Origin of the sequence: Desulfofundulus thermosubterraneus DSM 16057, assembly GCF_900142025.1 — a bacterium.
In the GTDB taxonomy this organism is placed as follows: domain Bacteria; phylum Bacillota; class Desulfotomaculia; order Desulfotomaculales; family Desulfovirgulaceae; genus Desulfofundulus; species Desulfofundulus thermosubterraneus.
This window is the reverse complement of sequence record NZ_FQZM01000005.1, coordinates 76,453-89,653: the sequence shown is the minus strand read 5'-3', so window position 1 is coordinate 89,653 and position 13,201 is coordinate 76,453. Positions and strand designations below refer to the sequence as shown.

Below are 13,201 nucleotides of genomic sequence, written 5' to 3'. Positions count from 1 at the left end.
GCGATTACGGCGATTACGCCTTGAGCCTTTCTACCAGTTCCTGATCGGGATTAACGGTGAGGGTGCGCTGTCCGGTATATATAACGTAGCCGGGACGGGCTCCCCGGGGTTTGTGTACGTTTCGGCACATGGTATAATCCACCGGCACGTTTTGCGATTCCCTGGCCCGGCTGAAGTAAGCGGCCAGGGAGGCAGCTTCGGCCAGGGTGGTTTCCGGTACTGTCCGTCCGCCGGTGCGAATGAGCACGTGGGAACCGGGGATGTCCTTGGTGTGCAGCCAGACGTCTTCACCTTTGGCCAGGCGCAGGGTGAGGTAGTCGTTTTGCTTGTTGTTCCGTCCCACTAAGATGGTAAAACCATCGCTGGAAGTAAAAACAAGGGGCCGGGGTTTTTCCGGTTCCCTTTTCTTTTCCCTGTTTGCCGGCTTCAAGTAGCCCTGCTCCTCCAGTTCTTCCCTGATTTCCACCAGTTCTGGTACGGTTGTGGCCTGGATAATGGCCGTTTCTACGCCTTTTAAATATTCCAGCTCCCTTTGGGTTTGCTCGATCCGGTTCCCGGTTTCCTCCCTGGTTTGTTTGGCCTTGGTATATTTTTTAAAGTAGGCCTGGGCATTTTGCACCGGGTTCAAGCGGGGATCGAGAGAGATGATTACCATCTTTTTTTCCGGATCGTAAAAATTTTCCAGGATAACCTCGCTAAGACCTTTTTCCAGGCGGTACAGGTTGGCCATGAGCAGTTCCCCAAGGATTCTATATTCTTCCGCACGTTCGGCTTTGGCCAGGCTTTCCTCCTGCAGGGAAAGCTTTTGGGATAGGCGACCCATCTCCCGCCGCACAACGGTAAGCAGGGAATGTTTTTTACTTTGATAATCCTGATCTTCTTCCCTGGCCGTATAAAAGAGGTCGACTAAAGCATTCATGTTGCCCTGCCGGCGGGTGAAAGCGTGAAAATGGGTTAAATCAAAGGCGGCAAATTCCCTGGGCCTGCCCTGTTCGTCCAGCACCAGGGAAGGTTGGAATTCTCCCCGGGCAATGGCACCGGCCATTTGTTGAATTGCCTGCCACAAAACCACTAGTTCATGTTCCCCGCAATGATCCAGAATAAGGTCTTGCGCCAGCCCGGCCCGGTAAAGGATCTCCCGGGCCATTACCTGGCTGATCCCATCCAGGATACGCTGCAAAACAGCGGCTACGGGGGTTTCCAGGGGAGCTTCGAGCAACGCCTGGCGGAATTCCTCTTCTTTCAGTTCAAGGGGATTTAGTTTATGCTGTTCCGGCGGGGGTATATATTCCCGCCCGGGCAAAACCTCCCGGTGGCGGCTGACGGCGTAAGTATAGCGCTTTATGGCGTCAATAATTTGCTTTGTACCGGGGTTAACCAGAATAATGTTGCTGTGCCGCCCCATGATTTCACATACCAGTTCCTTCAAGCAGGGTTCTCCCAGGTCGTTGTAGCTTTGAACCTGGAGAACCAGTACCCGGTCCAGCCCCCGCTGGTGGATTCCCCGGATGCGGCCTCCCTCCAGGTGCTTGCGCAGGACCATGCAAAATACCGGTGGAGATGGGGGGTTTTCCCTTACCCGCCCGGTTAAGTGTACCCGGGCGTTTTCCGGATGAGCGGAAAGCAACAACCGGGCCCGGGTGCCCGGGCGGTGGGTGAGCAAATGTATCTCCAGGGGAGAAGGTTGGTAGATCCTGTCAATGCGTCCATCGAGCAGTTCGCTTTCCAACTCTTTGCGTACTGCTGCCATTACCAGTCCATCAAAGGGCATAGAAGACTTCCTTTCCACTGGCATGCTACCAAACAGTTTATCACTTCCGGCCGGCGGGCCGCAAGGTACGGGCAAGGATTCTGCTACCGTTTTTCCTTACCGCACCAATATCGACAGGATTACCCAAGGCACGCGGTTTGTTTACCACCGCGCCACGTTTCGTAAACGGTTTTTTGCTGCCCCGCCCCCTTTGCCAACTTTAGCAAAGGGATAGTTTGGACCATGCCTCCCGGAGGTTATTTTTGCCAGGTAATGCGCATATGTTTAAGTGGGACAAACCGCAATGGTAGGGGTGAGGGCCAATGCCGGAACAATGGTATTCCTTAACTGGCGAAGAAGTGGTAGCGGTGTTCCAGTCCGATCCGCACCGGGGCCTGGATGAGCGGGAGGTCAGGGAGAGAGCCGCCCGCTTTGGTCCCAATGAACTGGCCAGGGCAACGCGGGTGCCCTTATGGCGGATGTTCGTGGAACAGTTTAGAGATTTCATGGTTTTAATTTTGCTGGCGGCTACCATGATCTCCGGCTTTTTGGGAGAGTTTGTGGACGCCGCTACCATCATGGTCATTGTGATCATCAATGCCATCCTGGGCTGTGTCCAGGAATACCGGGCTGAGCGCTCCATGGAGGCTTTAAAAGAGCTTACCGCTCCCGAGGCCCGGGTAATCAGGGAGGGGATGGAACAAAAGATCCCCGCCGCAGGACTGGTGCCCGGGGATTTGGTTTTAATGGAGGCGGGAGATCGGGTGCCGGCGGACCTGCGGCTATTGCAGGCGGTAAACCTGGAGATAGAGGAGTCTGCCCTTACGGGTGAGTCCGCCCCCGTTAAAAAGAAGGTAGAGCCCATTCCGGGCAGGGTTACCCCTGGAGATGCCCGTAACATGGCCTACCTGGGAACGGTGGTAACCCGGGGCCGGGGTAAGGGGATAGTGGTGGCCACGGGAATGGCCACCGAGATGGGCCGCATTGCCGGATTAATTCAAGAGGCGGGGAGTGAAGAGACCCCCCTGCAGCGCCGCCTGGCCCAGTTGGGACGAGGACTGGTGGCTTTTTGCCTGCTGGTTTGTGCCCTGGTGGTGGCGGTGGGCATTTACCGTGGTGAGCCGGCCTACCAGATGTTTCTGGCCGGAGTCAGTCTGGCTGTGGCGGTCATTCCCGAGGGGTTGCCCGCCATTGTTACCGTCACTCTGGCTATCGGGGTACAGCGCATGATCCGGCGCCGGGCCATCATTCGCAAATTGCCGGCGGTAGAGACCTTGGGCTGTGCTACGGTGATCTGTTCCGACAAAACCGGCACCCTGACTCAGAATGAAATGATGGTGCGCCGGGCCGTGGTGGGCCAGGTTCCCCTGGAGTTTACTGGTGAAGGATATGATCCCAAGGGGCAAGTCATCACCTCGCTGTCCCCCCGTGCTGAGGAGCTCCAATTATTTTTCAAGATTGCCGCCTTGTGCAATAATGCGGTGCTTACCCGCAGCGGGGTTTCCATAGGGGGATTGTTTCGCAGCCTGGCCCGCCGGGAATCCCCCGTCTGGACCATCAACGGCGATCCTACCGAAGGGGCGCTGCTGATCATGGCGGCCAAGGCAGGCTTCTGGCGGGAAGAACTGGAACGCCACGAGCAGAGGGTGATGGAGTTCCCCTTTGATTCCGAGCGCAAGCGCATGTCCGTGGTGTACAAGCAAGCCGACGGTACCCTGGTTGCCTACGTCAAGGGGGCCCCTGATGTGGTGCTCGAACTGTGCACCCACCACTACCGCCACGGCCGGGTAGTTCCTTTAACACCCCGCCAGCGGGAGGAAATTTTACGTCAGAATGCCACCATGGCTTCCGACGCCCTGCGGGTCCTGGCCCTGGCCTGGTGTAGGCTGGGGCCCAAACCCCCGGGCGAGTTGACGGAGACGGAGGTCGAACGAAACCTGGTTTTTGTGGGTCTGGCAGGGATGATCGACCCGCCCCGGCCAGCGGCAGTGACCGCCGTGCAGCGTTGCCGCCGGGCAGGGATCAAGGTGGTGATGATTACCGGGGATCACCGCCTTACCGCTGCAACCGTGGCCAAGGAGTTGGGTATTTTAGGAAGCCAGGGGCGCATTTTAACCGGAAGAGAACTGGACCAGCTGGATGATGATCAGTTGAAGCAGATGGTGGGGGAAGTGGCGGTATACGCCCGGGTGTCGCCGCGGCATAAATTGCGTATCGTTCGGGCGTTGAAGCAGGCGGGTTACGTGGTGGCCATGACCGGAGACGGGATCAATGATGCTCCGGCAATTAAGGAAGCGGATATCGGTATCGCCATGGGCATAACCGGTACGGACGTAACCAAAGAGGCCTCCTCCATGGTTTTGGCCGACGATAATTTTGCCACCATTGTGGCCGCCGTGGAGGAGGGGCGGGGTATTTACGATAATATCCGCAAGTTTATCCGTTACCTCCTTTCCTGCAATGTGGGGGAGGTGCTGGTCATGTTTTTTGCCGTGCTGGCCGGATTGCCTTTGCCCCTTTTGCCCATTCAGATATTATGGATGAACCTGGTTACCGACGGGTTGCCGGCCATGGCCCTGGGGGTGGATCCGCCTGATACCGATATCATGTACCGGCCGCCCCGGCACCCCCGGGAGAGCATTTTTGCCCACGGCCTGGCCTGGCGTATCCTGGGCAGCGGCCTGGCCATCGGTCTGTGCACGTTGCTGGTCTTTGCCGGAGTTCATGTCCTTGGTCACGGCCACCTGGATCTGGCCCGGACCATGGCCTTTAATACCCTGGTATTTTCCCAGCTGTTTTTTGTCTTTGCCTGTCGTTCGGAACATCATACCATCTGGGAAGTGGGGTTATTCTCAAATCCCCACCTGCTGGGGGCAGTACTCTGTTCCATATTTTTGCAACTAGCGGTTACCTATGTACCCTATTTGCAGCCGGTATTTCATACCGTGCCCCTGGATGCTCCCCAGTGGCTGGTAATTATTCTAATCTCACTGGCCCCGCCCTTATTTAGTACTGCCTTCAGGCACCTGCAGTTGCGGGCCAGGGAAAAAATAATGTATATTAAAGTCTAAGGCCAAATTTTTGGATCTTTTGCAGGAAAACTACCGGACAGGGCGAAGTATTAATTTTATCCCTTCCGGCTAAAGGAAATAATACGGTTTAGGGGTACTGTCTCCAAGCGCGGGAGGGTTAGGAGACAGTATCTCTTTAAGGAGGGCTTACCTGATTGCAGTTCTTCAAAGTACATGGTTTGGGAAACGATTTTATCCTGGTCGATCTGGTAAAACAGGAATGGCCGGGTGGGGAGAATTTGTCTGAATCTGCCCGGCGGCTCTGTCACCGCCAGTTTGGTATCGGGGCCGACGGTCTGGTGCTCCTCCACCCAAGCCCCAGGGCCGATGTTTTCATGCAAGTCATTAACTCCGATGGCAGCGAGGCAGAAATGTGCGGCAACGCCATCCGCTGCGTGGCCAAATATCTCTACGAGCGGGGCGGGATTAAAAAAGAAGTAATGCATATCGAAACCAGGGCCGGCGTGATGGTGCCCCGGTTGGTGCTGGAGAACGGGCGGGTGGCCGCAGTGCGGGTGGATATGGGCATCCCCCGTTTGGAACGGCAGGACATTCCCATGATCGGCCCTCCGGGGTCGGTGATCAAAGAACCCCTGGTTTTGGAGGGGCAAACCTTCCATATAACTGCCGTCTCCATGGGCAATCCCCACTGTGTGCTTTTTGTTCCCGATGTGGAGCAGGTAGACCTGTACGGGTTGGGGCCGAAGCTGGAAAAGCATCCCCTTTTCCCCCGTAAAACCAACGTGGAGTTTGTGCAGGTTTTAAACAGGAGCGAGGTAAGGGTGCGGGTTTGGGAGCGGGGGGCGGGGCCTACGCTGGCCTGCGGTACCGGGGCCTGTGCCACGGTGGTGGCCGGTGTGTTGAACAATTATACGGACCGTGAGGTCAAGGTTCACCTGCCGGGGGGAACCCTCCTCATTGAATGGAAGGAAGACAATCATCTATATATGACCGGACCGGCAGAGGAAATCTTCTGCGGCCAGATTCCCTGTTCGTAGTAGTGTGCGTAAGGAGGTATTGATTTTGCGGTTCGAACAGGCGCAACGCGTAAAAAACTTACCCCCCTATCTCTTTGCCCGCATTGAGCGGTTGATCGAGGAAAAAAAGGCTGCCGGGATAGACATCATAAGCCTGGGGATAGGCGATCCGGATCAACCCACCCCGGACCACATTATCGAGGAACTGATTAAGGAAGCCCGTAACCCGGCCAACCACCAGTATCCCTCTTCTGTAGGTATGCTCAGCTATCGCCAGACAGTGGCCAACTGGTATGCCGGACGTTTCGGAGTACAGCTGGATCCCAAAACCGAAGTGGTCACCCTTATTGGTTCCAAGGAAGGCATCGCCCATATTTCCTGGTGCTACCTCAACCCCGGGGATACGGTGCTGGTACCAGACCCGGGTTATCCTGTTTATGCAGGGGGGGCCATCCTGGCCGGGGCGGAGCCCTACTATATGCCCTTAAAGGCCGAGCGGGGATACCTTCCCGATCTGGCCACCATCCCCACAGAAGTGGCCCGGCGGGCTAAAATGATGTTTATAAATTATCCCAACAACCCCACGGGGGCGGTGGCCAGTGAGTCTTTCTTTGCGGAAGTGGTTGCTTTTGCCCGGGAGTTTAACGTCCTGGTCTGTCACGATGCGGCCTACTCGGAAGTGGCCTTTGATGGTTACCGGCCGCCAAGCTTTTTACAAGTCCCCGGCGCCAGGGAGGTAGGTATTGAGTTTAGCTCCGTTTCCAAGCCCTTTAATATGACCGGTTGGCGGATTGGCTGGGCCGCAGGCTGCGCGGAAGTTATCGAAGCTCTGGGCCGCCTGAAGTCAAATCTGGATTCCGGACAATTTCAGGCCATCCAGTATGCCGCCATGGCGGGGTTAAACGGCCCGCGGGAGGTTATTGACCGGGTTAACGCCCTTTACCGGGAGCGCCGGGACATCCTGGTGGACGGCTTGAACTCCCTGGGCTGGAAGTTGGAAAAACCAAAGGCAACCTTTTATGTCTGGGCTCCCGTTCCGGCGGGGCACACCAGCGAATCCTTTACCGAGCTGGTTTTGGAAAAGGCTGGCGTTGTGATAACGCCGGGTACCGGTTATGGTGCCAATGGAGCGGGTTATTTCCGGATGTCCCTTACTGTGGATACCGCCCGTCTAAAAGAAGCAGTGGAACGCATTAAGAAAAACCTCGGGCCAGTAAGATTCTAAAAACGCGTTGCAGGAGTGATCAGCTGTGAAACTTGCCGACAGGGTCAAAAACATTAGTCCTTCACCCACCCTGGCCATCGATGCCCGGGCCAAGAAAATGATTGCGGCCGGAGAAAAGGTAATTAATTTTGGTGCAGGGGAACCGGACTTCGATACTCCGGAGCATATAAAAGAAGCGGCCATGGCCGCCATCCGTAAAGGCATGACCAAATATACCCCGGTGGGCGGTACCATGGAGTTAAAAGAAGCCATCGTACAAAAATTGAAGGCCGACAACGGACTGGAGTATACACCAGAGCAGATTGTGGTTTCCGTGGGAGCGAAGCATTCCCTCTACAACGCCATGATGGTGCTCCTGCAGTCGGGGGATGAGGTTATCCTGCCAGCACCCTACTGGGTCACCTACCTGGAACAGATCAAGCTGGCCGGTGCGGTGCCGGTAATCGTCCAGACGCGCCAGGAAAACGGATTCAAATTGACGGCCGAGGAACTGCTTTCGGTCGTCAGCCCGCGCACCAGGATGGTCATCTTAAACTCTCCCGGCAACCCCACCGGCGCAGTATACGCTAAGGAAGAATTGGTGGAGCTGGGAAAGGTGATTGAAGACCACGGGCTGGTGGTTATTTCCGATGAGATCTACGAAAAACTGATCTATGACGGTTGCGAACACGTAAGCATAGCCTCCTTGAGTCCGGCCTTGAAGGAGCAAACTGTGGTCATCAACGGAATGTCCAAGGCCTACGCTATGACGGGTTGGCGTATTGGCTATGCCGCCGCCCCCACGGAGGTGGCTAAAGCCATGGTTGATTTGCAAAGCCACTCCACCTCCAATCCCACCTCCATTGCCCAGGCGGCCAGTGTGGCGGCCTTAACCGGCACTCAGGAGCCCTTGATGGAGATGGTGGCGGAATTCCGGCGGCGCCGGGATTACATGCTCCAGCGGTTGAACGCCATACCGGGAATTTCCTGTAACACTCCGAGTGGCGCCTTTTATGTTTTTCCTTCTATGGCCAGGTATATTGGCCGCCAGTATAAAGGGAGGCAAATTAACGGAGCCAGCGATCTGGCCAGCCTTCTTTTGGATGAGGTCAAGGTGGCGGTGGTTCCGGGGGTGGCTTTTGGCGATGACCGCTGTTTCCGCCTTTCCTACGCCACCTCCATGGAAAACATTGTGGAAGGACTCAACCGCATTGAACAGTTTTTCTTCCAAATTGATTAAGGGGAACGGTAAATGTTCAGTAAAACCGTTATGACGAGGACAGCACCGCATCCAACCGGGTTCGCTGAATATTTACGGGGAACGAGGGCTGATCGTTCCCCTTGCGTAAACAATTAATACACTTTCGGGAAGGAGCAGGATTTTTGCTTAAGAGCATGACAGGTTTTGGCCGGGGTGAATCATGCGGGCAGGGCAAAAAATTTACGGTGGAACTTAAATCTGTGAATCACCGCTTTTGTGAAGTTGTCCTGCGCCTGCCCCGGAATATGGTTTCCCTGGAGGATCGAGCCAGGAGGCTGATTCAGTCTCGCATCTCCCGCGGGCGGATTGACGGTTACTTTTCCGTGGAGGAATGCGGTGAGCAAAGTCCAGTTGTAAAAGTTGACAAAGCCCTGGCTACATCGTATTATAAGGCAATGGAGGAATTAAAGGTCACCCTGGGATTAACAGATCCCGTCACCATACAGCATCTAATTAATCTACCGGGACTGCTGGTGGTGGACGAGCCTGTTGAAGATGATGATGCATGGTGGCCTCTGGTTTCCGAGGCCCTGGAACAGGCGCTGGATGGTTTGGTGCAAATGCGCCTTTCCGAGGGCAGCCAGCTTAAGGTGGATTTGACCCGCCGCCTGGAACGGATTGCGGAACTAAACGAGCAAATCAAAGCCAGGGCACCGCAGGTGGTCACGGAATACCACAACCGCCTGACCCAGAGACTGCAGGAATGGTTGCGCGATACACCGCTGGATCAGGCCCGGCTGGCTACGGAGGTAGCAATTTTTGCCGAGCGTTCCAGTATTGCCGAGGAAGTGGTGCGCCTGGCCAGCCATATAGCCCAGTTCCGGGACTTTCTAAACGAGGGTGGCCCCGTGGGCCGCAAGCTGGACTTCTTGATCCAGGAGATGAACCGGGAGATCAACACCATTGCCTCTAAAGCACCTGACCTTGAGATCAGCCGGGTGGTGGTGGAGGTAAAAAGCGAACTGGAGAAGATGCGGGAACAGGTGCAGAATATCGAATAATCCCGTGGCAGGGGGGAGAATGATGGAGATTAGATTGATTAATATCGGTTTTGGCAATATTGTTTCGGCAAATCGCATTGTGGCTATTGTCAGCCCCGAATCGGCACCCATCAAGCGCATTATTAACGAGGCCCGTGATCAGGGCAAGCTGGTGGATGCCACCTACGGGCGGCGTACCCGGGCAGTGATTATTACCGATAGCGATCACGTAATTCTCTCCGCCGTACAGCCGGAAACGGTAGCCCATCGTCTGGTAAACAAGGAGAGCACTCCTGCCCAGTCGGAAGAGCGGCCGGATGAATAATCATGAAATCGGAGGGCATATTGATGGTACTGTCCGGTCCTTCGGGGGCCGGTAAGGGTACCGTTTGCCGCGCTTTGCTGGAAAAACAACCGGGGATTCACCTTTCCATTTCCGCTACGACCAGAAAACCCCGGGCCGGGGAAGTGGACGGGGTTAATTACTTTTTTGTCTCCCGGGAAAAGTTCCAGCAAATGATCGATGCCGGGGAATTGCTGGAGTGGGCGGAGGTCTATGGCAACTATTACGGTACGCCGCTAAAAACGGTAGAGGATGCCCTGGCCAGGGGTGAGGATGTGCTCCTGGAGATTGATGTTCAGGGGGGCTTGCAGGTAAAAAAGAAGTTTCCCTCAGCAGTACTGGTTTTTCTCCTACCCCCTTCCCGGGCTGTGTTGGCCGAGCGCCTTGTCGGTCGCGGCACGGATTCCATCGAAGAGATTCAAAGACGGTTGCACTGGGCTAACACGGAACTAAGGTTCCTTTTCCGTTACGATTATTTGGTGATTAACCGGCATGTTGAGGAAGCAGTTGCTGTCCTGCAATCGATTCTTGTAGCCGAAAAATGCCGTCCTCAGCGCATAAAAATGGATGAAAGCTGGGGTAATTTAACGGATCTTAAAGAAAATTCCTGGTGAGTGCGGGGGATCGCCATGAATCAACCGTCTTTAGACGAACTAATGAAAAAAGTTGATAGCCGCTACACGCTGGTCGTGGTGGTGGCGAAAAGAGCAAGAATGCTGACGGAAACAGGCGAAGAAGAAGGAGATAACCCGGCAGTAAAGCCGGTTACGAGGGCATTACACGAGGTTGTCCGGGGTCAGATCCGTTACCGCCGGACCAAACATGGCGTTAAGTAGTGCGCGGGGGGGCGAAAAGCATGCTTGCGGGCAGGTCCGTCATCCTGGGCGTAACCGGGGGAATTGCCGCCTATAAAGCCGCGGAGCTAGCCAGTGCCCTCGTCAAGGCTGGTGCCCTGGTGGACGTGGTCATGACACAGGCGGCACAGGAATTTGTGCGACCCCTAACCTTTGCCGCCCTTACCGGGCGACCGGTGCATACTGCCCTGTTCGGCCCCCCTGCCGGTGAAGCTATTCCCCATATTGAGCTAGCCACCAGGGCCGATTTAGTTGTGATTGCCCCGGCCACGGCGAATATCCTGGCCAAGCTGGCCCACGGCCTCGCCGATGATCTTTTAAGCTCCCTGGTTTTAGCGGTTACCTGCCCCGTGCTCCTCTGCCCGGCCATGAACGCCTACATGTATGCGCACCCGGCGGTGCAGGCCAACCTGAAACGGCTTTTTGAGATGGGTTACCATGTTTTAGAACCGGAGGCAGGCCGCCTGGCCTGTGGTGTGGAAGGCCGTGGACGTTTGCCTGCCCCTGAGGTCATCCTGGAACATATTAAAGGCCTGATCTCTTCACCGGGTGATTTCGGTGGATTAAAAGTCCTGGTTACCGCCGGAGGGACCAGGGAGCCTCTTGATCCGGTGCGTTATATCTCCAACCGCAGTTCGGGCAAAATGGGCTACGCCCTGGCCGCGGCAGCTATACAGCGCGGGGCCGCGGTTACCCTGGTATCCGCTCCCACCAGTTTGGATCCGCCCGCTGGCGCGGAGCTCGTTTCCGTGGAAACCGCCCGGCAGATGTACCAGGCTGTAATGGAACGCTTTTCCACCCAGGATGTGGTTATTAAAGCGGCAGCAGTAGCCGACTACCGCCCCAAAATAGTGGCGGACCAGAAAATAAAAAAGAGCGATGGAACTCTGATCCTGGAACTGGAAAAAAACCCCGATATATTATATGAACTGGGGCAACGCAAAGAACCACACCAGACACTGGTAGGTTTTGCTGCTGAAACCGAAGATTTAGAGGCCAATGCCCAGCAAAAGCTGCGCAAAAAAAATCTGGATCTGCTGGTGGCCAATGATGTTACCCAACCGGGGGCGGGCTTTGGCGCCGACACCAACATTGTCAAGCTGTTCTATCGCGACGGGCGCACCCAATCCCTGCCGGTGATGGACAAAAAAACACTAGCACACCGCATCCTCGATGCGGTTATAGAGCTGCGTTCCCAGACGCACAGCTAAAAGGTTTTTATATTACCATAAAGTGAGGTATACTTGATTTCCTTCTTTGGTGGCTCTGATCAGTTCACAATGGCGTAAAACTGCAAACTGTTTTTCCAGTTCCCATTGGGGCAGATTAAAGGTACTGGCCAGTTCTTCCTTGGTTGCCTTTCCCTTTTCCTTGATGTATTCATAAATTCTCTTCTGGAGCGGGGTCAGACCTGCGGTGCCTGTCTGTCCCAGCTGTGTTCTGGTGGCTTTAGCGCTGGCCACGGCTGTCGGGTCGCAGGGTTTCGGAGGTTGCAGAGCGGCTATGTAACAGTCCTCGCATAAGGTTTGCCCGTAATAGTCATAGCTATCTTGCGGTAGTACTTCCTCCTGACATCTGACGCACTTCACAGCGATCAACCCCTTACAAAAGCGTTAAATTTCCCCCGTTTGCGACCGGGGGTTGGAAAGGCTTTTTACAATTTATCCAGGCCCTGTTGCAGTTTAACTAAAAGACGGATAAGGGTTTCCTTTTCTTCGATGTTTAAGCTGGATGTGGCTCGTTTAAGCAGGTCCATGTGCAGGGGTAAGACCCCGTGGATAAGCTGTACGGCCCTGGGAGTGATTTGGGCGCGGATCACACGCCGGTCTTTAGGATCAACAACACGGACTACCAGCCCGTCCCTTTCCAGCCGGTCCACCAGGCCGGTAATATTGGCCCGGCTAACCAGCATACGCTGCCCCAATTCGGAAAGGGGAAGGCCCTCTTCCCCGGCATAATACAGTTCCATCAGGGCATTAAATTTGGGCTGGGAAAGGTTGAAATGGGCAAAGTGCCTAGCCAGCAAGTCTTCCAGCAAATCCATGGTTCGGGTAAGCTCGATTACGGTACGTACGGCCAGGTAACCTTCTCCCTGGGTTTGGTTTTTTTCTGGAGGCAAGCACATTCCTCCTAAAGTATTCTGTACTTTAATTGTAAATATATTAAATACTTTCGTCAACGGTTAATAACCGTATCATATCATTGTGCGGACACGGGATTGCTTTAATTTTTGACCCTTGAGAGTGTAAATGTATCCTTTTAGCGCCAAGGGCAGTAAAATATACCAGGGAGTGAGCGCCATGTTTTTCCATCCCTGGTTTTCCGCACCTCATTGTCCGGAACGGCATAAGTGGCGTCAGGTCGACAAGGTCGACATCCGGCTCGGCGAATTAACCATGCGCATGAGCCGTCGCAACAAGATGAATGTGCCGGCGGAATTTTCGGCCTTTATTCCAAGGGCTGAATTGCGCCGGCGTTATTACAGCGGTGGAGAGCTGACCCGGGAAGACGAATTCATTTTAAGCAGCATTACCATTACCCACGCACCCCGTTTTCCCTCGGAGGAAGGACGGTTACCGGTACCGGTGCCGCCGCCCGGGATGCTGGAGGCGGCAGATAAGGGTGCGGAAACAGAAAAACCGGTATTTAACATAAATTGGCAGTTTGAGAGACCGAAAAAAAAGTCCCTACCGGAGGTTTCTGCTCCGCCCCCCCGGGCCTGTGTACCCCGCCTGAAGTTTAGTAGCAGGGAGAGATAAGG

At 55.0% G+C, this 13,201-nt stretch carries 13 protein-coding genes; 10 read left to right on the top strand and 3 right to left on the bottom strand.

The genetic code is table 11. The features are described from left to right. Positions 1-13: 13 nt before the first annotated feature. Positions 14-1,771, bottom strand: a complete 1,758-nt coding sequence (locus BUA65_RS02385; RefSeq protein ID WP_072867175.1) for an Rqc2 family fibronectin-binding protein — start codon at positions 1,769-1,771, stop codon at positions 14-16. A 302-nt stretch (positions 1,772-2,073) separates the two neighbouring features. On the opposite strand from BUA65_RS02385, the gene BUA65_RS02380 reads away from it, so the two are divergent. The 9 genes from BUA65_RS02380 to coaBC all read left to right on the top strand — a co-directional run bounded on the left by BUA65_RS02380 (position 2,074) and on the right by coaBC (position 11,651). Next, positions 2,074-4,821: a calcium-transporting P-type ATPase, PMR1-type gene (locus BUA65_RS02380; protein WP_072867174.1), complete on the top strand. Its 2,748-nt coding sequence runs from the start codon at positions 2,074-2,076 to the stop codon at positions 4,819-4,821. A gap of 155 nt (positions 4,822-4,976) precedes the next feature. Then, positions 4,977-5,819 carry a diaminopimelate epimerase gene (gene dapF / locus BUA65_RS02375; protein WP_072867173.1) on the top strand — a complete coding sequence of 281 codons (843 nt, stop codon included), beginning with the start codon at positions 4,977-4,979 and terminating at the stop codon, positions 5,817-5,819. A 25-nt stretch (positions 5,820-5,844) separates the two neighbouring features. Further along, positions 5,845-7,023 (top strand): LL-diaminopimelate aminotransferase, encoded by a 1,179-nt coding sequence (locus tag BUA65_RS02370; protein ID WP_072867172.1) that lies wholly within the window; start codon positions 5,845-5,847, stop codon positions 7,021-7,023. Between the two features lie 25 nt (positions 7,024-7,048). Then, complete coding sequence (locus BUA65_RS02365; protein WP_072867171.1) at positions 7,049-8,242, top strand: pyridoxal phosphate-dependent aminotransferase; 1,194 nt, start codon at positions 7,049-7,051, stop codon at positions 8,240-8,242. Positions 8,243-8,385: 143 nt separating this feature from the next. Continuing rightward, a complete protein-coding gene (locus tag BUA65_RS02360) occupies positions 8,386-9,264 on the top strand; it encodes a YicC/YloC family endoribonuclease (protein WP_072867170.1) in 879 nt (292 codons plus the stop codon). Between the two features lie 22 nt (positions 9,265-9,286). After that, a complete protein-coding gene (gene remA / locus BUA65_RS02355; RefSeq protein ID WP_072867169.1) occupies positions 9,287-9,568 on the top strand; it encodes an extracellular matrix/biofilm regulator RemA in 282 nt (93 codons plus the stop codon). 2 nt (positions 9,569-9,570) lie between these two features. Further along, entirely contained in the window at positions 9,571-10,200 is a 630-nt protein-coding gene (gene gmk, locus BUA65_RS02350; RefSeq protein ID WP_072867168.1) for a guanylate kinase, read from the top strand. Positions 10,201-10,215: 15 nt separating this feature from the next. Further along, positions 10,216-10,422, top strand: a complete 207-nt coding sequence (gene rpoZ / locus BUA65_RS02345; protein ID WP_072867167.1) for a DNA-directed RNA polymerase subunit omega — start codon at positions 10,216-10,218, stop codon at positions 10,420-10,422. Positions 10,423-10,442: 20 nt separating this feature from the next. After that, positions 10,443-11,651, top strand: a complete 1,209-nt coding sequence (gene coaBC / locus BUA65_RS02340) for a bifunctional phosphopantothenoylcysteine decarboxylase/phosphopantothenate--cysteine ligase CoaBC (RefSeq protein ID WP_072867166.1) — start codon at positions 10,443-10,445, stop codon at positions 11,649-11,651. 12 nt (positions 11,652-11,663) lie between these two features. Here coaBC and BUA65_RS02335 read toward each other — a convergent pair whose 3' ends face one another. Continuing rightward, positions 11,664-12,029, bottom strand: coding sequence for a helix-turn-helix domain-containing protein (locus BUA65_RS02335; protein ID WP_072867165.1), 366 nt, complete (start codon positions 12,027-12,029; stop codon positions 11,664-11,666). 65 nt (positions 12,030-12,094) lie between these two features. Continuing rightward, positions 12,095-12,559, bottom strand: a complete 465-nt coding sequence (locus BUA65_RS02330) for a MarR family winged helix-turn-helix transcriptional regulator (protein ID WP_242656210.1) — start codon at positions 12,557-12,559, stop codon at positions 12,095-12,097. A gap of 181 nt (positions 12,560-12,740) precedes the next feature. Between BUA65_RS02330 and BUA65_RS02325 the strand changes: the two genes are divergently transcribed. Then, positions 12,741-13,199, top strand: a complete 459-nt coding sequence (locus tag BUA65_RS02325; protein WP_072867163.1) for a hypothetical protein — start codon at positions 12,741-12,743, stop codon at positions 13,197-13,199. The last annotated feature ends 2 nt before the right edge of the window (positions 13,200-13,201 follow it).